Raw genomic sequence first — 19,426 nt, forward strand, 5'->3', positions numbered from 1 at the left:
TCAGATCGGCGCTACCGTGGACGGCATGGAGACCACACAGTTCCCGCGGATCATCTCCGTCGACGACCACACCGTTGAGCCCGCCGGCGTGTGGCAGGACCGGCTGCCGAGGAAGTACCGGGACGTCGGACCCCGGATCGTGCGCGCGCCGCTGAAGGAGATGACCTTCCTCGGCGGGCGGTTCAGGCCCGTCATGGGCGACCCGGGCAGCGTGGACGGCCCGCTCGGCGACTGGTGGGTGTACGGGGACCTGCGCCGCCCGCTCACCCGCCTCGACACGGCCGTCGGCTGCGCCAGGGACGAGGTCAGACTCGAAGTCATCACCTACGAGCAGATGCGCGCCGGGTCCTACGACGTGTCCGCCCGGCTCGCCGACATGGACGTCAACCACGTCCAGTCCGCCCTGTGCTTCCCCACCTTCCCCCGCTTCTGCGGGCAGACCTTCACCGAGGCCGCCGACAGGGAACTGGCGCTGCTCTGCGTCCGCGCCTACAACGACTGGATGGTGGAGGAGTGGTGCGGGCCCGAGGCGCACGGGCGGCTCATACCGCTCACCCTCATCCCCCTGTGGGACGCCGGGCTGGCGGCGGCGGAGGTCCGGCGGAACGCCGAACGCGGCGTCCGGGCCGTCGCCTTCTCCGAGATACCCCCGCACCTCGGGCTGCCGTCCGTGCACACCGACGACTGGGACCCCTTCCTCGCGGCCTGCGACGAGACCGGCACGGTCGTCGCCATGCACATCGGCTCCAGCAGCCGGATGCCGTCCACCTCCGCCGACGCCCCGCCCGCAGTCGGCTCCACCATCACCTTCGCCAACTGCTGCTTCTCGATGGTCGACTGGCTGATGAGCGGCAAGTTCGAGCGTTTCCCGAACCTGAAGGTGATGTACGCGGAGGGCCAGATCGGGTGGATCCCGTACATCCTGGAGCGCGCGGACGTGGTGTGGGAGGAGAACCGCGGCTGGGGCGGGGTCGCCGACAAGGTGACCCGGCCGCCGTCCGAGCTGTTCGCCGGGCATGTCCACGGCTGCTTCTTCGATGACGCCTTCGGGCTCAGGAACCTGGACGCCATCGGCGTCGGCAACGTCCTGTACGAGACCGACTACCCGCACTCCGACTCCACCTGGCCCAAGTCCCGCGAGGTCGGCGAGGCCCAGATGGGGCACCTGCCGGCCGACGTGGTCGAGCGGATCGTCCGGGGCAACGCCATCGACCTGCTGGGGCTCACCCCGGACGGGCTGTGGCGGTGAGCTGCCTGTCGTACGGCATGCAGCTGCCCGTCCAGTCCCAGAGCACCCTCTACACCGAGCCGTGGGAGGCGGGGGCGGGGCCGGAGGACCTGGTCGCCGTGGCCCGGGCGGCCGACGCCGTGGGGTTCGCGTACCTCGCCTGCTGCGACCACGTCGCCGTACCGCGCCGCCTCGCCCCGGCCATGAGCACGGTCTGGTACGACCCCGTGGCCACCCTCGCCCACCTCGCCGCCGTCACCGGGCGGGCCCGGCTGCTCAGTCACGTCGCCGTCGTCGGGCTGCGCCATCCGCTCCTGACCGCCAAGCAGTACGCGACCCTCGACCACCTCTCCGGCGGGCGGCTGATCCTCGGGGTCGGGGCCGGGCACGTCCCCGAGGAGTTCGAGGCGCTCGGGGTGGACTTCGAGCGGCGCGGGGCCGTCCTCGACGAGGTGATCGACGCGCTGCGGGCCGCCCTCGGACCCGAGGAGTTCCCCGAGCACCACGGCACTTATTACGCCTTCGCCGGGCTCGGCCAGCGGCCCCGTCCCGCACAGCCGCACGTCCCCGTGTGGGTCGGCGGCTCCTCGGCCGCCGCAGTCCGACGGGCCGCGCTGAAGGGCGACGGCTGGCTGCCGCAGGGCGACCCCCGGGACCGGCTGGCGCGGAAGATCACCCGCATCCGGCGGCTGCGCGAGGAGGCCGGGCTCGACGGGCCGTACACCGTCGGCGCCATCACCGAGCCGCTGTACGTCGGCCGGCCCGGCTGGGACGTCGGGCGGCGCACGCTCGCCGGGGCGCCGGAGGAGATCGCCGAGTCGCTGCGCGCGTACCGGGCGCTGGGCGTGGACCAGATCCAGGTGCGGTTCCGCAGCCGGAGCCGGGCCGAACTGGTCGAGCAGATCGGTGTGTTCGGGGTGGAGGTCGCGCCCCGGCTGGACTGAGGAGGCGGTATGGGCAAGCTGGACGGGCGGGTCGTCCTCGTCACCGGGGCGGCGCGCGGGCAGGGCGAGCAGGAGGCGCGGCTGTTCCGGGAGGAGGGCGCGCGGGTCGTCGTCACCGATGTGCTGGACGAGCGGGGGGAGGCGCTGGCCAAGGAGATCGGCGCGCTGTACGTCCATCTGGACGTGGGCACCGAGGACGGGTGGCGGGAGGCCGTCGGGACCGTCAAGGAGGCGTACGGGCAGATCGACGGGCTGGTCAACAACGCGGGCATCCTGCGCTTCAACGCCCTCGTGGACACCCCGCTGGACGAGTTCATGCGGGTCGTGCAGGTCAACCAGGTCGGCTGCTTCCTGGGCATGAAGGCCGTCGCGCCGGAGCTGACGGACGGCGGCACGATCGTGAACACCGCCTCCTACACGGCGCTGACGGGCATGGCGGCCGTGGGGACGTACGCCGCCACCAAGCACGCCGTGCTCGGGCTGACCCGGGTGGCGGCGCTGGAGCTGGCGGGCCGCGGGATCCGGGTCAACGCCATCTGCCCGGGCGCCATCGACACCGCGATGTCGAACCCGGCCCGGCTGGACCCGGACGCCGACCCGGAGGAGATGAGCCGGGCGCTGGACGAGCTGTACCGCAGACTCGTGCCGCTCGGCCGGGTCGGGCAGCCGGAGGAGGTGGCCCGGCTCGCCCTCTTCCTGACCTCGGACGACTCCTCGTACATCACCGGGCAGCCGTTCGTGATCGACGGCGGATGGCTGGCCGGCGTCAGCATCGTCTGACGCACCTGCCTGACGGGCCGTCAGCTATTGACGGTCGCGACGGCCGGTGTCACAGTCGGCCAACAAACAGATCTGACGTATCGTCAGAAAAACTTGGGACGGTGGACCGCCGTGGAATTCGGGCTCTTTGTACAGGGATACGTGGGCAAGCGCGCCGAGACCGACCCGCTGGCCGAGCACAAGGCGCTGATGGAGGAGACCGAGTACGTCATCCAGGCGGACAAGTCCGGCTTCAAGTACGCCTGGGCCTCCGAGCACCACTTCCTGGAGGAGTACTCGCACCTGTCCGCCAACGACGTCTTCCTCGGCTACCTCGCCCACGCGACCGAACGGATCCACCTGGGCTCCGGGATCTTCAACCCGCTGGCCCAGGTCAACCACCCGGTGAAGGTCGCCGAGAAGGTCGCCATGCTGGACCACCTCAGCGAGGGACGCTTCGAGTTCGGCAGCGGGCGCGGCGCCGGGTCGCACGAGATCCTCGGCTTCCTGCCCGGCATCACCGACATGAACTTCACGAAGGAGATCTGGGAGGAGACGATCGCCGAGTTCCCGAAGATGTGGCTCCAGGACGAGTACGCCGGCTTCCAGGGCAAGCACTGGCAGCTGCCGCCGCGCAAGGTCCTGCCGAAGCCGTACGGGAAGTCGCACCCGGCGATGTGGTACGCGGCCGGGTCCCCGCCGTCGTACGCCATGGCCGCGAAGAAGGGCCTCGGGGTGCTCGGCTTCAGCGTCCAGAAGGTCTCCGACATGGAGTGGGTGCTGGAGCAGTACAAGACGGCGGTCGTGGACGCCGAGCCGGTCGGGGACTTCGTCAACGACAACGTGATGGTCACGACCACGGCCATCTGCGCACCGACGCACGCCGAGGCCATCGACATCGCCGTGAACGGCGGGCTGCACTACCTGCCCTCGCTGGTCTTCCGCTACCACGACACCTTCCCGCGGCCCGAGGGCTTCCCGGTGTGGCCGCAGACGCTGCCCGCGTACACGCCGGAGTTCGTGGAGCTGCTGATCGAGGAGGAGCTGCTGATCTGCGGGGATCCGGACGAGGTGCTGCGCCAGTGCAAGCGGTGGGAGCAGGCGGGCGCCGACCAGCTGAGCTTCGGGCTGCCGGTGGGGGTGCCGAAGGAGGAGACGCTGCAGACGATCCGGCTCATCGGCGAGCACGTGGTTCCGAAGATCGACACGGATCCGGTGCACCGGACCTCGCGGTTCCGGGCGGCCGTGTGAGCGCCGCCGGCGGCTGCGGCTGCGCTGTGGCCGGTCGCGCAGTTCCCCGCGCCCCCAGGGCACCGCGGCACCGGAGTTGAGAGGAGGACCCATGCTCGATCACCTCATCAAGGGCGTCACCGTCGTGGACGGTACCGGCGCGCCCGCCCGCACCGCCGACGTCGGCATCCGCGACGGCCGCATCGCCGCCGTGGGGAAGACCGCCGAAGCGGCCCGCACGACCGAGGACGCGCACGGCCTCGTCCTCACCCCCGGTTTCGTCGACCCCCACACCCACTACGACGCCCAGCTCTTCTGGGACCCGTACGCCACCCCCTCCCTCAACCACGGGGTGACGACCGTCGCGGCCGGGAACTGCGGCTTCACCCTCGCGCCCCTCCACCCCGGCCGGCCCCAGGACGCCGACTACACCCGGCGGATGATGTCCAAGGTGGAGGGGATGTCCCTGGTGGCGCTGGAGCAGGGGGCGCCGTGGAGCTGGCATTCCTTCGGGGAGTACCTGGACGCCCTTGAGGGCCGTATCGCCGTCAACGCCGGGTTCATGGTCGGGCACTGTGCGCTGCGCCGGCACGTCATGGGCCCGGAGGCGATCGGCGGACAGCCCACCGGGGAGCAGCTGGCGGACATGCTCCGGCTGCTGCACGAGGCCATGGACGCCGGTGCCTGGGGGCTGTCCACCACCCAGTCCGCCACGCACTCCGACGGGGACGGGCAGCCGGTCGCCTCCCGGCACGCCCGCCCCGAGGAACTGCTGGCGCTGTCCCGGGCCGTCGGGGAGCACGGGGGCACCCAGATCGAGGCGATCGTCGCCGGCTGCCTGGACCAGTTCAGCGATGCCGAGATCGACCTGCTCACGGAGATGAGCGCGGCCGCCGGACGGCCCCTGAACTGGAACGTGCTCACCGTCGACGCGGCCGTCCCGGAGCGCGTGCCCCGGCAGCTGAGCGCGAGCGAACGGGCCCGCAAGGCCGGCGGCAGGGTCGTGGCGCTCACCATGCCGATCCTCACCCCGATGAACATGTCCCTGGGCACCTTCTGCGCGCTGAACCTGATACCGGGCTGGGGACCGGTCCTCGGGCTGCCCGTGCCCGAGCGCATCGCCCGGCTCCGCGATCCGGACGTCCGCGCGGAGATGCTGCGGCGGGCCCGCTCGAAGGAGGCCGGGGTGTTCCGGCGGCTCGCGGACTTCGGGCGGTACGTCATCGGGGACACCTACAGCGAGGCCAACCGGGGGCTCACCGGACGCGTGGTGCGGGACATCGCCGCCGAGCGCGGGCAGGACCCCTTCGCCTGCCTGGTGGAGATCTGCGTGAACGACGAGCTGCGCACCGTGCTGTGGCCCATGCCCAGCGACAACGACCCGGCCTCCTGGGCGCTGCGCGCCGAGACCTGGAGCCACGAGGACGTGCTGCTCGGCGGGTCGGACGCGGGAGCCCACCTGGACCGGATGTGCGGGGCGCCGTACACCACCCGGTTCCTCGGGGACTGTCTGCGCGGCCGGAAGCTGCTCGGCCTGGAACGGGCGGTGCGGATGCTCACCGACGACCCGGCCCGGCTCTTCGGGCTGCGGGAGCGGGGGCGGGTGACGGAGGGCTTCCACGCCGACCTGGTCCTGCTCGACCCGGAGCGGATCGACGCGGGCCCGGCCCGTCTCGTGCACGACCTGCCGGGGGACGGCCCGCGGCTGGACTCGCGGGCGATCGGCGTGCGGGCCGTGTGGGTCAACGGTGTGGAGGTGATCCGGGACGACGTGGTGACCGGGGCCGTACCGGGCCGGGTGCTGCGGTCCGGGCGGGACACGGAGACGGTGGGCACCCGGTGAGCGAGGCGCAGCCGCTGTTCGTCGGCGGGGAGTGGGTGGCGCCCGACGGGGGGCACTACCCGGTGACCGACCCGGCCACCGAGGAGACCGTCGGCTGGGCGCCGGAGGCCTCGCCGGAGCAGGCACGGGCGGCCTGCGCCGCGGCCCGGGAGGCGTTCGGGGCGTGGTCGCGGACCCGGCCGCAGGAGCGCGCGGCGGTGCTTTCGCGGGCCGCCGGGATCATCCGGGACCGGCTGGTGCCGTACGCCGAACTGGCCCGGGCCGAGACCGGGGCCACCACCGGGACCGCCCGCGCGATGCAGGTCGGGGTGGCCGCCGCCCGCTTCCGCCGGTACGCGACGGTCGAACCGGCCGAGTGGCCCGTCGCCCCGCAGATCAACGAGGCCGGCCCGATGGGCGGGGCCGGGGTGATGGGGGCGCTCGCGGTACGGCAGCCCGTCGGGGTCGTCACCTGCGTCACCTCGTACAACAACCCGTGGGCCAACCCGGCCGGGAAGATCGCCCCGGCGCTGGCCATGGGCAACACGGTGGTGGTGAAACCCGCCCCGCAGGATCCGCTGTCCGTGTACCGGATGGCCGAGGCGCTGGCGGACGCCGGGGTGCCGCCGGGCGTGGTGAACGTCGTCTCGGGGCGGGACGTCTCGGTGGGCGAGGCCGTGGTGGCGTCCGACGACGTCGACATGGTCAGCTTCACCGGGTCCACGGCCGTCGGCCGGCGCATCGCCGAGGTGTGCGGGCGGGACATGAAACGCCAGTTGATGGAGCTGGGCGGCAAGGGTGCCGCGCTCGTCTTCGACGACGCCGACCTGGCCTCGGCCGTGGCCGGCATCGGCACCACCTTCTCCTTCTACAGCGGGCAGATCTGCACGGCACCGACGCGGGTGCTGGCCCAGCGGGGGGTGCACGAACGGCTGGTCGAGCGGCTCGGCGCCTACGCGCGGCGGCTCACGGTGGGCGATCCGCGGGCCGCGGACACCGTCGTGGGGCCGGTGATCTCGGCCGCGCACCGGGATCGGGTGGAGTCGTACGTCGAACTCGGCCGGAAAGAGGGAGCGGTCGTGGTGGCGGGTGGTGAACGGCCGTCGCCGGAACGGGGTTTCTATGTCGCGCCCACGCTGCTCGCCGGGTGCGCCAACGACATGCGGGTGGCACGGGAGGAGATCTTCGGCCCGGTGGTGGTGGTGATCCCGTTCGACGACGAGGACGAGGGGGTGGCCCTCGCCAACGACTCCGACTACGGCCTCATCGACTACGTGTGGTCCGGTGACGTGGCCCGGGCGTTCCGGGTGGCGCGCCGGCTGCGGGCCGGGGGCGTGGGCATCAACACCGTGGCCCGCAACATGGAGGCCCCGTTCGGCGGCTTCAAGAAGAGCGGCGTCGGCCGGGACGTCGGCGTGTACGCGCTGCACGCGTACAGCGAGGTGCAGTCCCTGGTGTGGCCGGGCTGAGCCGTCGCTCAGTCCTCCAGGTCCACCCGTACCGTCAGCAGATCCGTGCCGAACGCCCGTACCGCCGCGCTGTTGAAGCGGGGCAGGGTGCGCAGCCGGGCCACGGCGTCGTCCTCCGGGAGGAGATGCGCGGTGCCGTGGTGCCAGCGGCCGCGGATCCGGACGCGGACGCGCGGATCGGCCTGGATGTTGCGGATGTAGTGCGACGTGAACCCGAACTCCGAGACGATCCAGAAGGAGTCCCCGACCCGGCTCCCGCCCACCGGCGTCGGCCGCGGCAGGCCGGACGTGCGGCCGGTGGTCTCCAGGAGGGTCTGCGTGGGGATGCGCCGGTTGATCGGGTTGGCCACATGGCGCTGAAGGCGCGTGAGGATCCGCCGCTTGAGGTCGCCGGCTTTGCGTGACATGTCTCGGACTCTCCTGCTCTCGTCTGCGGACACCCTCCGCCAGCATGTGGCGCGCGGACGCTGTGGCAGCTCCGCGAAGGGGCGTGTGAAGCACGGACCGGTGTACGGACGGCCCGTGTCAGCCTCTCTCGCGATCATGATCGATGGCAACGGGGGCAGTGCGCCCGAGGAAGACCGGGTTGGTGAATGCCGCCAGCGCCCCCGGCACCGGTCCCGCCGCTGTCTCGTGCCGGAGTTCGGCGCGGACGTATGCCGCGTTCGCCGGGGTGGTGCGCCACTCCACCACCCCCGAGCCGGCCACCGGCAGCGGGGCACCGGTGAACCGCACGCCCTGGTCGGTGACGAAGCGAACCGTGCAGCGCGGGGCACCGGACACCTCCAGGCGCACCGTCACCGGGGTGTCGGGCGCGACCGCCAGCCGCCCCCCGATGCCCGCGTGTCCGCCCTGCCCGCCGGACGCGGTGAAGGCCAGCGAGACGTTCTTGGACTCGGCGACGTACGAGCGCCCCGCCTTGATGCCCTCCTGGATCGCCTCCCGGGTCAGGTCCTCGGCGAGGACCACCGTCTGCGGCGAGCCGACCGGGTCGGGGTCACGGTGCGCGTCGCTGTTGCCCATCGCCGGGATCCAGGCCCCGCCGTCCCGCACGGACGCCACCAGCATGCTGTCCCAGTCGGCCAGCGCCACCTCGTCGTCGGGCGTGTAGGGGCCGTTCCACACCTCGATGGCGTCCGCCTCGCCGAAGCCGAACTTCCAGTTGCAGCCGACACAGGTGGCGTGCGGGTGGGCGGGTACGACCAGTCCGCCGGACCTGCGGATCTGGCGGGCGAACCGGCCGAAGCGGTTGTCACGGGCCCGGTAGCGCCAGTCGACGAAGGTGCCGGGGTCCGTGCCGAGCGCCAGGACGTGGCCGTTGCGGGTGGTGATCTCCTCGCCCAGCATCACCAGCAGGTCGTCGCCCGCGGCGTCCGCCCAGTGGGCGTGCGAGGTGTGCGTGTTGTGGTCGGAGCTGTTGATGAAGTCCAGGCCGGCGGCGCGGGCGAGCGCGGCGATCTCGGCGGGGGTGCGGCGGCCGTCGGAGTGCCAGGAGTGCAGATGGCAGTCACCGCGGTACCAGGCCCGGCCGCGGCCCTTGGCCCGCTCCGGCGGGTACCCGGGGTCGGGGGCGGCGGCCTGCTCGCCGTAGGTGAGGGTGATCGTGAGCTCGTACGACAGTCCCTGGGGGGCGACGGTGTAGGGGCCGAGGGCGATCTGCCAGGTGCCCGCCTCGATCGTCCCGGGGAGGTAGCCGGGCGTGGCGTCGTCGGCGCGGACGAAGAACTCCGTCCGGGCCCCGCCGGACCACCCGCGAAAGCCCCTCCCGCCCAGTTCGGTCCCGCGCTCGTCGAAGAGACCGATGTCCAGGGCGTTGCCGGCGGTGCCGGCGGGGACGGCCGGGCGGTCGTAGGTGTAGGAGACCTTGATCTCCCTGGTGCCCTCGGGTACTTCGACGGGCACGTACACGAAGTCCGGCGAACCGGTCGGCAGCGTGCCGCGCACCGTTCGGGTCTCGGTCTGGTGCATGGTGTCCGCCCCTCTCGCGAAGGTCACGCTTCCCAACGTAAGCGCGGCCGCGGCACCCGCCACGATCAGTGAACGTCTTCCGGGCCTTGCGTCGTCATCGCACATGCCGGTGAACCTTCCCCTCGGGCGTGAACACGCGGGGGCGGGAAGGGAATCGGCGGGTTTCGAGTGCGGACGGGGCGTCGACGCCCGTCGTCTATCCCGACCGGTCGGTATGGACAGCGGAGGCGGCACCCGGTACAGATGGCCCATGCGTATCGCCGTCACGATCTTCCTCACGGACGAGACCATCACCCCCGTCCGTCTCGCCCGCGAACTCGAACAGCGTGGTTTCGCCGGGCTGTACCTGCCCGAACACACGCACATCCCGGCGGAGCGGACCACCCCGTACCCGGCCGGCGGAGACCTGCCGCCCGAGTACGGCCGCACCCTCGACCCCTTCGTCGCGCTCGGCCAGGCCGCCGCCGTGACCGAGCGGCTCGGCCTCGGCACCGGGATCACCCTGGTCGCCCAGCACGACCCGATCGACCTCGCCAAGCAGATCGCCACGCTGGACCACCTGTCCGGCGGGCGCTTCACCCTCGGCCTCGGCTACGGCTGGAACGTGGAGGAGGCCGCCGACCACGGCGTGACCTGGCGGACCCGGCGGGAGCTGGTGCGCGACCGGATGGCCCTGATGCGCGCGCTGTGGTCGCCAGAACCGACCTCCTACACGGGCGAGTTCGGCAGCGTACGGGCCAGCCTGGCCCACCCCAAGCCCGTGCAGAAGCCGCGCGGCCCGGTCGTCGGCCCCCGCACGCTCGTCGGCGGGGCCGCCGGGCCGAAGCTGTTCGCGCACATCGCCGAGTACGCCGACGGCTGGCTGCCGATCGGCGGGCGTGGGCTCACCGAGTCACTGCCCGCGCTGCGCTCGGCGTGGGCGGACGCGGGCCGCGACCCGGCCGCCCTCCAGGTCGTCCCGTACGCCGTCCAGCCCACCTCCGGCAAGCTCGCCCACTACGCGGACCTCGGCATCGACGAGGTCGTGGTGCAACTGCCGCCGGAGGGGGAGGCGGAGGTGCTGCGGGCGCTGGACTCCTACGCGGCGCTCCTCTGACCCCGGGCGCCGGCCGGCCCGGGGCGGCGCATCCGGTTCCAGGGGCGTGGGGACTGCGCGAGCCGGCCACCGCGCTCCGGCACCGGCCCGGCCACCACGGCCCCCTGACCTCGCTGAATCGGCGAAGCATCTACGCTCGAGGGATGACGACTTCCGCGACCTCCGGAACCGGCCCGACCGAGAACTCCATGCGTCGCGCCCTCAAACGCGCCCGGGACGGCGTCGCCCTCGACGTCGCCGAGGCGGCGGTGCTCCTGCAGGCGCGCGGTGAGGACCTGACCGCTCTCACCGCGTCCGCGGCCCGGGTGCGGGACGCGGGCCTGGAGGCGGCGGGCAGGCCCGGCGTCATCACGTACTCGAAGAGCGTCTTCATCCCCCTCACCCGGCTGTGCCGCGACAAGTGCCACTACTGCACGTTCGTCACCGTGCCCGGCAAGCTGCGCCGCGCCGGGCACGGGATGTTCATGTCCCCCGACGAGGTGCTGGACATCGCCCGCAAGGGTGCCGCCCTCGGCTGCAAGGAAGCCCTGATCACCCTCGGCGACAAGCCGGAGGACCGCTGGCCGGAGGCGCGCGAGTGGCTCGACGCGCACGGCTACGACGACACCATCGCCTACGTCCGCGCCGTCTCCGTCCGCATCCTGGAGGAGACGGGCCTGCTGCCCCACCTCAACCCGGGCGTCATGACGTGGACCGACTTCCAGCGGCTGAAGCCGGTCGCGCCGAGCATGGGCATGATGCTGGAGACGACCGCCACCCGGCTCTGGTCCGAGCCCGGCGGCCCGCACCACGGCTCCCCGGACAAGGAGCCGGCCGTCCGGCTGCGCGTCCTGGAGGACGCCGGCCGCTCCTCCGTGCCCTTCACCTCCGGGCTGCTCATCGGCATCGGGGAGACGTACGAGGAACGCGCGGAGTCGCTGTTCGCCCTCCGGAAGGTCGCCCGCGCCTACCACGGCATCCAGGAGCTGATCATCCAGAACTTCCGCGCCAAGCCGGACACGGCGATGCGCGGCATGCCGGACGCCGAACTGGACGAGCTGATCGCCACGGTGGCCGTCGCCCGGCACATCATGGGCCCGGGCGCCTGCCTCCAGGCCCCGCCGAACCTGGTCGACAGCGAGTACGAGCGGCTGATCGACGCCGGTATCGACGACTGGGGCGGGGTCTCGCCCCTCACCATCGACCATGTCAACCCCGAGCGGCCCTGGCCGCAGATCGAGGAACTCACCGAGCGCTCCCGCGCGGCCGGCTTCGAGCTGCGCGAACGCCTCTGCGTCTACCCGGAGTTCGTGCGCCGGGGCGAGCCCTGGCTGGACCCGCGGCTGCGCCCGCACGTCGCCGCCCTCGCCGACCCCGCGACGGGCCTCGCCCTGCCCGACGCACCGGTCGAGGGCCGCCCCTGGCAGGAACCGGAGGAGGCGTTCACCGCCGCCGGCCGTACCGACCTGCACGCCTCCATCGACACCGAGGGCCGTACCGCCGACCGGCGCGCCGACTTCGACGAGGTGTACGGCGACTGGGAGGCCCTGCGCGAGGCGGCGGCCCCCGGCATGGCCCCCGAGCGCATCGACACCGACGTGCGCGCGGCACTGCGCACCGCCGCCGACGACCCGACCCGGCTGACCGACGCCGAGGCCCTCGCCCTGCTGCACGCGGACGGCCCGGCGCTGGACGCGCTGTGCCGGGTCGCCGACGACGTGCGCAGGTCGGCGGTCGGCGACGACGTCACCTACATCGTCACGCGCAACATCAACTTCACCAATGTCTGCTACACCGGCTGCCGGTTCTGCGCCTTCGCGCAGCGCCGCACGGACGCGGACGCGTACACGCTCTCGCTGGAGCAGGTGGCGGACCGCGCCCAGCAGGCGTGGGACGTGGGGGCGGTCGAGGTGTGCATGCAGGGCGGCATCCACCCGGACCTGCCGGGCACCGCGTACTTCGACATCGCGAAGGCGGTGAAGGAACGCGTCCCCGGCATGCACGTCCACGCCTTCTCCCCGATGGAGGTGGTGAACGGCGCGACCCGGACCGGGATGCCGATCCGGGAGTGGCTCACGGCCGCCAAGGAGGCGGGTCTGGACTCCGTCCCCGGTACGGCGGCGGAGATCCTGGACGACGAGGTCCGCTGGGTGCTGACCAAGGGCAAGCTGCCCACGGCCACCTGGATCGAGGTGATCACGACCGCGCACGAGCTGGGTATCCGCTCGTCCTCCACGATGATGTACGGGCACGTGGACCAGCCCCGCCACTGGCTCGGCCACCTGCGCACGCTCGCCGGGATCCAGCGCGAGACGGGCGGCTTCACGGAGTTCGTGACGCTGCCCTTCATCCACACGAACGCCCCGGTGTACCTGGCCGGTATCGCGCGCCCCGGCCCGACCGTGCGGGACAACAGGGCGGTGACGGCGATGGCCCGGCTTCTGCTCCACCCCTGGATCCCCAACATCCAGACGAGCTGGGTCAAACTGGGCATCGAGGGGGCGGCGGAGATGCTCCGCTCCGGCGCGAACGACCTCGGCGGCACCCTCATGGAGGAGACGATCTCCCGCATGGCGGGCTCCTCCTACGGCTCGTACAAGTCGGTCCGCGACCTCGTCGCGGTGGCGGAGGCGGCCGGCCGGCCCGCGAAGCCGCGCACCACGCTGTACGGCGAGGTGTCCGAGGAGCGGCGGCGGGCGGCCGAGGCGTCCGACGGGCACCTGCCGGATCTGCTGCCGGTCCTGGACTGAGTACGATGATCCGACCCCCGATCCTGGACGGGGCCCCGTAGCGGAGGAGATGCGTCCCGTGGCTGCCCGACTGCCCTCGTGGGCCTGGGTCACCGGTCTGACGGCGGGGGCCACCGTGGCCGTCGTCGCCCTCGCCGTACAGGCGCACCACGGGCCGCACCCCACGGCTGCCGTGAGCAGGCCCGGCGCGTCGGCGGCGGCGCGGCCCCACGCGTCCGCGTCGCCCCAGGCGCCGGCCGTGCCCGCCCTGCCGGACGCCTCCGGCGAGGGCCGCCGGATCGTGTACTCACTGGCCGGGAAGCGGCTGTGGCTGGTCGACGCGACCGGCAAGCCGGTGCGCACGTTCGCGGTGTGGCCGGGCACGGTGGACCCGCGGCCCGGCCGCTACTCGATAACCCTGCGGACCCAGTCCCTCAAGGGCTCGGACGGCGTCGAGATCGAGCACGTCATGTACTTCACCAAGGTGTCCGGCGTGAACGTCGCCTTCTCCAATGCCCTGGACGGCTCCTCGCCGCCGCCGGCGAACGGCCAGAAGCGGGGCGGCATCCGCCTCCACAAGGAGGACGGAGCCGCGCTGTGGGCCTTCGGTGATCAGGGCACGAGGGTGACGGTCGTCAACTAGCGTCCCGGCGGCCCGCCCCGGGCAACTGGTTGACGATCAGGGCGACGCCGCTGAGCAGGAAGATCCGGGTGGCGGCGTCCAGTCCGTTCCACGTCTTGGACTGCCACATCGAGAACCACTCGCCGCCGATCGCGATGAACCCGGCCCCGAAGAGCAGCAGGAGCATCAGCAGGCCGTAGGTGGAAAAGCGCCGGGCGCGGTCGGCGTCCTGCCGCGCCCACAGGTAGGTGCCCCAGATCAGCACGAGCGCCGCCGCCGTCTCCCAGGCGATGATCAGCACGTAGGCGGTGTCCTGGAGGGCGGTGCTGGTGATCGCGCGCCACATCAGGTCGTCGTCCTTGAACGTCGTGTCCATCGCCAGCACATGGCGGACGAACTGCTGGTTCGTCCCGAAGTCGGTGATGTTCCCGAGGGCGACGAGGGTGATGTAGAGGGCGAGTATGCCGGTGAGCACACCGGCGGCAAGGCCGAGGCCGGTGTGGCGGGTGGGGGTGGTGTTCATGCCTGGATTCTCTCCCGCGGAGCGGGGTCGCAGGCGAAGCCGAGGAACGCGGGCCAGATGTCGCTGCTGACGGCGAGTCGGGCGCCGGTCCTGTTCTTGGAGTCGCGGATGTGGATGGTGGCGGGGGATATGGCTACTTCTACGCAGTCGGGTCCGTCGTTGCCGCTGTAGCTGCTCTTGAACCAGGTCAGAGTGTCGGTGGTCATGTCTCTTCTCCCAGAATCTTCTCGATGAGAGCCACGGACTCCCGAGGCGGGAGTGACTGCGCTCGGATCATTCCATAGCGCATCTCCAAGATCTGCACTTCCTGTGGATGGCTGATCACACGGTTGTACAGCTGGCCTTCTGTCTGGCCCATCGTTCCGCCCCTGCGCAGTTTCAGCACTCGGAACGAGCCCATCATGCCCGCGTGACCCTCGCGGTCGGTAGGCATCACCTGGATCGCCACGTGCCGCAACCTGCTGAGTTCCAGGAGGTGTGCCTCCGATCGGCCGCCGTAGCGTCACCTCTTCCAGCACGAAGGTGATGAGCGGCTTCGGTACCCGCTCGAACACGGACTTCCGTGACATGCGCGCCGTGACGAGGCGGTCGATCTCCTCTTCGGAGTAGGAGGGGCGGCGCATCGCATACAGCGCCCTGGCGTACTCGGCGGTCTGGAGAAGCCCGTGGACGTGGAGAGCGGCGTAGGCGCCCATCTCGACGGACTCGTCCTCCAGTTTCTTAAGGTCCCGGACGTTCTTGGGGTAACGAGCCTTCTCGACGTCCTCCTTCATCGCGGCCAACTTCCCCGCGGCGCTCAGAACTTCATCCGCCGCGTCCAGGAAGTCCGGCTGCGGGACCCGTACTCCTCGCTCCACCGCCGAGACGAGATCCTCTCCGTACCCGATCCGCGCTCCCAGTTCCCCCTGCTTCAGTCCGGCGGCCTCCCGCCACAGCCTGATCTGCCGCCCGACCGCCTTGAGTACGGCCTCGGCCTCCTCGTCCCTCATGGCTCACCCTCCGTGTTCACGTCGTCACGCATCAGGGTAGGGAGTCCCGGCGGCCGGGTCCCGTGCATCCACAACCCGGTGGACGCCGGCTGCTCGAAGCCGACGTGGTGTGATGGCGCGTACCGGGTCGCGGCCGGGTGCGACCCGGCGGCGCCCGACCCCAGAAGACCAAAGAACCGGGGAAAGAACCGAACCCACCCCCACCGCCCCCGTCGCTCACTCGCCGGAGTGAATATGCCCGAAGCAACTGGCGCGGAGGGGCAGTTGTGGTGCAACGTCGGCGACGGCAACCCGTAGACATGCATCGGCCCTCGCCGGGACTGGCATCCCAGTGCGAGGGCCTGATCACCGAGGAAGCAAGGACCTTCCCAGTGACTGACAAGAAGCGTAACGCGCCCGCACGCCCCAAGTCCCGGCGTTCCTCCGGCGTCACCCACGTGAACGAACCCCACCACGACAACTTCACCGTCGTCGGCAATCACCTGGCCCAGCACCCGGAGCTGTCCCTCGTGGCCATCGGCCTGGCGCTGCACATCCAGTCGCTGCCGGAGGGCACACCGATCGGCATCAAGACCCTGGCGGCGAAGTTCCCCGAGGGCGAGATCCGGATCGCGGCGGCCCTGCGCGAGCTGGAGCAACACGGATACCTCGCGCGCCCCAGGGAGCGTCTTCAATCCGGACAGGTGACGACCCGGACGATCTCCTTCAACAAGCCGAAGCTCGCGGTGGCCCCGGCCGCCCCGGTTCCGGAACCCGAGCCCTCGCCCCGGCCGAAGGCACCCGCGGCAGGCCGGTCGGCCACTGAACTGCTCGCCGGCCTGCGCGCCCATGACTCCCGGCTGATCCTCACCGAACGGGACGTACACCGCCTGGCTCCGGCTGTCACCGAGTGGCTGGAACGGGGCGTGCCTCCCACGGCCGTCGTACGGACCCTCACCAGCGGGCTGCCCCAGGATCCGATCAAGCACCCGGCGGCCCTTCTGTCCCACCGCCTGAGTGCCCGACTGCCCCCGCACCTGCCCACGCCGCCGGCGAGTGTCACACCCTCACGCCCGGATCCGCTCCAGACATGCGACGGCTGTGACCGCGCCTTCCGGGCGCCGCGGCCGGCCCGGTGCCGCGACTGCCGTCCGGCCTCGGTGGCGGCGTGAGGCCGGACGGTCGTCGGCGTCCGCTAGTCGACGTTCACCGGACCGTCGTCCGACTTCGGGTCCTTGCCCGGGTGCAGCTGGAGCAGGCCGCTGCCCTGGGACTCCCCGGGGCGGTCCCCGTCGGAGCCCGGGCCGTTCAGGTTCTGCCGGACCGAGTCCAGGATCGTCAGGCCCTGGGAGACCAGTCCGGCGGCGATCTCACCGAGGCCGTCCGCGCCGTTCAGGACATTGACGTTGGCGCCGGCCAGGCCTCCGGCGGCCTCCTTCACGATCTGCGGGAGCTGGTCGATCAGCATCCGGTCGAGCGCGACCCGGTCGTACGAGGCCGCCGCCTCCGCCTGGATCTTCATCCGCTGTGCCTCGGCGGCGGCGAGGATCCTGACCCGCTCGGCCTCGGCCTCGGCGGGCTTCACGACCTCTGCCACGAGCTGCTGCTGGCGCAACTTGGCCTGGCGCTGGGCCAGTTCCGTCTGGGCGGCGAGCACCTCCTGCTGGGCGTGGGCCTGCGCCAGCGGTCCGGCCTGCGCGGCCTCGGCCTGGGCGCGGTCCACCTCGGCCGAGTACTCGGCCCTGACGACGGCGGTCTGCCGGGCGTACTCGGCCTGCTTGCGGGCCGCCGCCTGCTCCGCCTCGGCGGAGGCCTGGGTGGCCTGCGCCTGGGCGATCTGGGCCTGCCGCTGGATGGCCGCCTTGTGCGGCGCGGACATCGCGTCGATGTAGCCGGTGTCGCCGTCGTCGATCGACTGGATCTGCAGTGAGTCCACGATCAGGCCGATCTTGGCCATCTCCGTCTTGGAGGTGTCCAGGACCTCCGCGGCGAGCTTCTGGCGCTCGGTCACGATCTCCTCGACCGTCATCGAGCCGATGATCGCTCGCAGGTGTCCGGCGAAGATCCGGCCGGTGAGCACCGACATCTGCTCCTGGTCGGAGAGGAACCGCTGGCCCGCGTTGATGATGCTCTCGTGGTCGTTGCCCACCTTGAAGGCGATGACCGCGCGGACGTGCAGCGAGATGCCCTGACGGGTCACACAGGTCTCGGTGACCTCCGCTTCGCACATCGACAGCGTGAGGAACCGGACCTTGCGGAAGACCGGCAGCACGAACTTGCCGTGGCCCGTCACCACTCGGAACGGCGCGCCCCCCAGTCCCCGCCGGCCTCCCGAGATCAGCATCGCCTCGTCAGGGGCGGGAACGCGGTATCCGAACATGCTCGTACTCCTCAGCCGGCGTCGACGGGGTCGCCGCCGAGCGCGTCCAATGGATCCACCCACTCGATGACGCCGACCTCTCGGCATCCCCGTGATTCGATCACGAGCACCGTCGCGCCCGCGGGCAGGGGCTCCTCCGACCAGGCGAGGAAGGTCTCGGAACCGCCCCTGACCCGGACCAGGACCTCGCCGGGGCCCGCGGGTCCGCGCGTTGCGATGAGTACCTTCCCCGTGCGTCCGATCACGGCCTCGTCCTGCGGCATCACCGGCCGCCCTCCTCGCTCTGGCCTCAGGATTCAGACGATAGACCCAGTCCCGCCCGCGGCCCAACGGGCCCGGCATCCTCACCCCGCCGGCTCCGGCGGGGTGAGGATGCCGCTGCCCCCGGAAGAAGAAGGGGAGGCGGAACGTGGTGCCCCCGGGCCCGCTCGCGGACCGTCATCGCCCGCGAGCCCGGTCTGCCCCACTGAACGGACGGTTCCGGGTCGATTACAGTGCTGAGCGTCGTACGGATGGACGGTTCCGCGGGGAGGTCTGGTGGGTGCGACGTCCGGTGCCGTCTGGGGCCGAGTCGAGCAGCAGGACTTCCGCAGCAGGGTGCGCGGCACCCTGCTCGGGGCCGCGGTGGGCGACGCGCTGGGCGGGCCCGCCGACGCGCTGTCCCTGGAGGAGATCCGGGCCGCGTACGGCGGTGAGGGGCTGCTCGACCTGGCCTTCGGCCATGGCCGGCGCGGCACGGTCACCCACCACACCCAGCTGACCCTGTTCACCGTGGACGGGCTGATCCGCGCCCAGGTGCGCCGGGACACCGGCGCCTGGCACCCGCCGACCGACGTGCACCGGGCGTATCTGCGCTGGGCGGCCACCCAGCGGGACTGGGGGCCCGACGAGCGCCGCGAGGACGACGGCTGGCTGGCCCGCGAGGAGTGGCTGTACGCCCGCCGGGACCCGACCCGGGCGCTGCTGATCGGGCTGGGCGACGGGACCATGGGCACGCTGGAGGCCCCGAAGAACCCCGGGGAGCTGGGTCCGGAGGCGGTCGCCCGCTCGGCGCCCTTCGGCCTGCTGGTCGGCTGGGAGCCGCAGCTCGTCGTCCAGCTGGCGGTGGAGTGCGCGGCCCAGACCCACGGCCACCCCATCGCCTACCTGTCGGCCGGTGCGTACGCCGTGATCGTGCACGCGCTGGCCCGGGGCGACAGTCCGGACGGCGCGGTGCAGCGGGCGCTCGCCCTGCTCGCCGTCCGCCCGGGCCACCAGCCGGTCTCCGCCGCCCTCCAGCACGCCCTCGGAGCCGTGCGGCAGGGAATGCCCACGCCGGCCCGTGTGGAGGAACTGGCCGGCGACGGCACGGCGGACGGGCTGCTGGCCGCGTCCGTGTACTGCGCGCTGGTGGGGGAGGACGTACGACACGGGTTGTGCCTGGCGGTGAACCAGAGCGGCCCCTCCGCCGCCGCGGGCGCTCTCGCCGGTGGTCTTCTGGGCGCCCTGCACGGCGAGACGGCCCTCCCGCCGGCCTGGCTGGCCGAGCTGGAGGGCCGTCCCACGATGCTGGAACTCGCCGACGACTTCGCGATGGAGATGACCCAGGGCCCCGCACTGCACGGCCCGGCGGGCTCGTCCCCGGGCTGGCTTGCGCGGTACCCGCGGGCGTGACAGGCGCCCCGAAGGGGTGCGGGGACCCGCGCGGCCGGCCCCACGCACCCGGCACC

17 protein-coding genes and 1 pseudogene are annotated in these 19,426 nt (G+C 72.2%); 11 read left to right on the forward strand and 7 right to left on the reverse strand.

From position 1 onward, the window contains the following. The first annotated feature begins 16 nt into the window (after positions 1-16). From AB0B40_RS00140 to AB0B40_RS00165, 6 genes are all read left to right on the forward strand, one after another. Entirely contained in the window at positions 17-1,249 is a 1,233-nt protein-coding gene (locus tag AB0B40_RS00140; RefSeq protein WP_345048369.1) for an amidohydrolase family protein, read from the forward strand. A 17-nt stretch (positions 1,250-1,266) separates the two neighbouring features. Continuing rightward, entirely contained in the window at positions 1,267-2,172 is a 906-nt protein-coding gene (locus AB0B40_RS00145; protein ID WP_362262036.1) for a TIGR03619 family F420-dependent LLM class oxidoreductase, read from the forward strand. Between the two features lie 9 nt (positions 2,173-2,181). Further along, on the forward strand, positions 2,182-2,952 hold the full coding sequence (locus tag AB0B40_RS00150) for an SDR family oxidoreductase (protein WP_345048367.1): 771 nt from the start codon (positions 2,182-2,184) through the stop codon (positions 2,950-2,952). A gap of 111 nt (positions 2,953-3,063) precedes the next feature. Further along, positions 3,064-4,182, forward strand: a complete 1,119-nt coding sequence (locus AB0B40_RS00155) for an LLM class flavin-dependent oxidoreductase (RefSeq protein ID WP_345048365.1) — start codon at positions 3,064-3,066, stop codon at positions 4,180-4,182. Between the two features lie 91 nt (positions 4,183-4,273). After that, complete coding sequence (locus tag AB0B40_RS00160) at positions 4,274-6,004, forward strand: D-aminoacylase (RefSeq protein ID WP_345048364.1); 1,731 nt, start codon at positions 4,274-4,276, stop codon at positions 6,002-6,004. Next, on the forward strand, positions 6,001-7,452 hold the full coding sequence (locus tag AB0B40_RS00165; protein WP_345048362.1) for an aldehyde dehydrogenase family protein: 1,452 nt from the start codon (positions 6,001-6,003) through the stop codon (positions 7,450-7,452). The genes AB0B40_RS00160 and AB0B40_RS00165 overlap by 4 nt, the downstream gene beginning before the upstream one ends. Before the next feature lie 8 nt (positions 7,453-7,460). On the opposite strand, the gene AB0B40_RS00170 is transcribed toward AB0B40_RS00165, so the two are convergent. Next, entirely contained in the window at positions 7,461-7,859 is a 399-nt protein-coding gene (locus AB0B40_RS00170; RefSeq protein WP_345048361.1) for a nitroreductase/quinone reductase family protein, read from the reverse strand. 118 nt (positions 7,860-7,977) lie between these two features. After that, on the reverse strand, positions 7,978-9,525 hold the full coding sequence (locus AB0B40_RS00175; RefSeq protein WP_345048359.1) for a CehA/McbA family metallohydrolase: 1,548 nt from the start codon (positions 9,523-9,525) through the stop codon (positions 7,978-7,980). Between the two features lie 145 nt (positions 9,526-9,670). Here AB0B40_RS00175 and AB0B40_RS00180 point away from each other — a divergent pair, with 145 nt between their 5' ends. From AB0B40_RS00180 to AB0B40_RS00190, 3 genes are all read left to right on the forward strand, one after another. Continuing rightward, positions 9,671-10,516, forward strand: coding sequence for an LLM class F420-dependent oxidoreductase (locus AB0B40_RS00180; protein WP_362261648.1), 846 nt, complete (start codon positions 9,671-9,673; stop codon positions 10,514-10,516). Positions 10,517-10,659: 143 nt separating this feature from the next. After that, positions 10,660-13,245 (forward strand): bifunctional FO biosynthesis protein CofGH, encoded by a 2,586-nt coding sequence (locus tag AB0B40_RS00185; RefSeq protein ID WP_345048355.1) that lies wholly within the window; start codon positions 10,660-10,662, stop codon positions 13,243-13,245. Between the two features lie 49 nt (positions 13,246-13,294). Then, positions 13,295-13,867: a hypothetical protein gene (locus AB0B40_RS00190; protein WP_345048354.1), complete on the forward strand. Its 573-nt coding sequence runs from the start codon at positions 13,295-13,297 to the stop codon at positions 13,865-13,867. Here the strand turns inward: AB0B40_RS00190 and AB0B40_RS00195 are convergent. From AB0B40_RS00195 to AB0B40_RS00205, 3 genes and pseudogenes are all read right to left on the reverse strand, one after another. Beyond that, on the reverse strand, positions 13,860-14,369 hold the full coding sequence (locus tag AB0B40_RS00195; RefSeq protein WP_345048352.1) for a DUF2165 domain-containing protein: 510 nt from the start codon (positions 14,367-14,369) through the stop codon (positions 13,860-13,862). The genes AB0B40_RS00190 and AB0B40_RS00195 overlap by 8 nt on opposite strands. Next, positions 14,366-14,575, reverse strand: coding sequence for a DUF397 domain-containing protein (locus AB0B40_RS00200; protein ID WP_362261652.1), 210 nt, complete (start codon positions 14,573-14,575; stop codon positions 14,366-14,368). The genes AB0B40_RS00195 and AB0B40_RS00200 overlap by 4 nt, the downstream gene beginning before the upstream one ends. Then, positions 14,572-15,283: pseudogene (locus AB0B40_RS00205) on the reverse strand (helix-turn-helix transcriptional regulator). The gene AB0B40_RS00200 and the pseudogene AB0B40_RS00205 overlap by 4 nt, the downstream one beginning before the upstream one ends. 446 nt (positions 15,284-15,729) lie before the next feature. On the opposite strand from AB0B40_RS00205, the gene AB0B40_RS00210 reads away from it, so the two are divergent. After that, positions 15,730-16,509 carry a helix-turn-helix domain-containing protein gene (locus AB0B40_RS00210; protein WP_362261655.1) on the forward strand — a complete coding sequence of 260 codons (780 nt, stop codon included), beginning with the start codon at positions 15,730-15,732 and terminating at the stop codon, positions 16,507-16,509. Positions 16,510-16,532: 23 nt separating this feature from the next. Here AB0B40_RS00210 and AB0B40_RS00215 read toward each other — a convergent pair whose 3' ends face one another. Next, positions 16,533-17,717 carry an SPFH domain-containing protein gene (locus tag AB0B40_RS00215; RefSeq protein ID WP_362261658.1) on the reverse strand — a complete coding sequence of 395 codons (1,185 nt, stop codon included), beginning with the start codon at positions 17,715-17,717 and terminating at the stop codon, positions 16,533-16,535. 11 nt (positions 17,718-17,728) lie between these two features. Beyond that, positions 17,729-17,980 (reverse strand): hypothetical protein, encoded by a 252-nt coding sequence (locus tag AB0B40_RS00220; protein ID WP_345048347.1) that lies wholly within the window; start codon positions 17,978-17,980, stop codon positions 17,729-17,731. 274 nt (positions 17,981-18,254) lie between these two features. On the opposite strand from AB0B40_RS00220, the gene AB0B40_RS00225 reads away from it, so the two are divergent. Further along, positions 18,255-19,370, forward strand: coding sequence for an ADP-ribosylglycohydrolase family protein (locus AB0B40_RS00225; protein WP_345048345.1), 1,116 nt, complete (start codon positions 18,255-18,257; stop codon positions 19,368-19,370). Positions 19,371-19,426 lie beyond the last annotated feature (56 nt).

The organism is Streptomyces sp. NPDC042638, from assembly GCF_040647235.1.
GTDB lineage: Bacteria > Actinomycetota > Actinomycetes > Streptomycetales > Streptomycetaceae > Streptomyces > Streptomyces rameus.

Excerpts from the sequence above, each read along its gene's own strand:
- AB0B40_RS00145 (WP_362262036.1), top strand. The coding sequence starts at position 1,267 with ATGCAGCTGCCCGTCCAGTCCCAGAGCACCCTCTACACCGAGCCGTGG.
- AB0B40_RS00150 (WP_345048367.1), top strand. The coding sequence starts at position 2,182 with ATGGGCAAGCTGGACGGGCGGGTCGTCCTCGTCACCGGGGCGGCGCGC.
- AB0B40_RS00160 (WP_345048364.1), top strand. The coding sequence starts at position 4,274 with ATGCTCGATCACCTCATCAAGGGCGTCACCGTCGTGGACGGTACCGGC.
- AB0B40_RS00170 (WP_345048361.1), bottom strand. The coding sequence starts at position 7,859 with ATGTCACGCAAAGCCGGCGACCTCAAGCGGCGGATCCTCACGCGCCTT.
- AB0B40_RS00175 (WP_345048359.1), bottom strand. The coding sequence starts at position 9,525 with ATGTGCGATGACGACGCAAGGCCCGGAAGACGTTCACTGATCGTGGCG.
- AB0B40_RS00180 (WP_362261648.1), top strand. The coding sequence starts at position 9,671 with ATGCGTATCGCCGTCACGATCTTCCTCACGGACGAGACCATCACCCCC.
- AB0B40_RS00185 (WP_345048355.1), top strand. The coding sequence starts at position 10,660 with ATGACGACTTCCGCGACCTCCGGAACCGGCCCGACCGAGAACTCCATG.
- AB0B40_RS00190 (WP_345048354.1), top strand. The coding sequence starts at position 13,295 with ATGCGTCCCGTGGCTGCCCGACTGCCCTCGTGGGCCTGGGTCACCGGT.
- AB0B40_RS00195 (WP_345048352.1), bottom strand. The coding sequence starts at position 14,369 with ATGAACACCACCCCCACCCGCCACACCGGCCTCGGCCTTGCCGCCGGT.
- AB0B40_RS00200 (WP_362261652.1), bottom strand. The coding sequence starts at position 14,575 with ATGACCACCGACACTCTGACCTGGTTCAAGAGCAGCTACAGCGGCAAC.
- AB0B40_RS00215 (WP_362261658.1), bottom strand. The coding sequence starts at position 17,717 with ATGTTCGGATACCGCGTTCCCGCCCCTGACGAGGCGATGCTGATCTCG.
- AB0B40_RS00220 (WP_345048347.1), bottom strand. The coding sequence starts at position 17,980 with ATGCCGCAGGACGAGGCCGTGATCGGACGCACGGGGAAGGTACTCATC.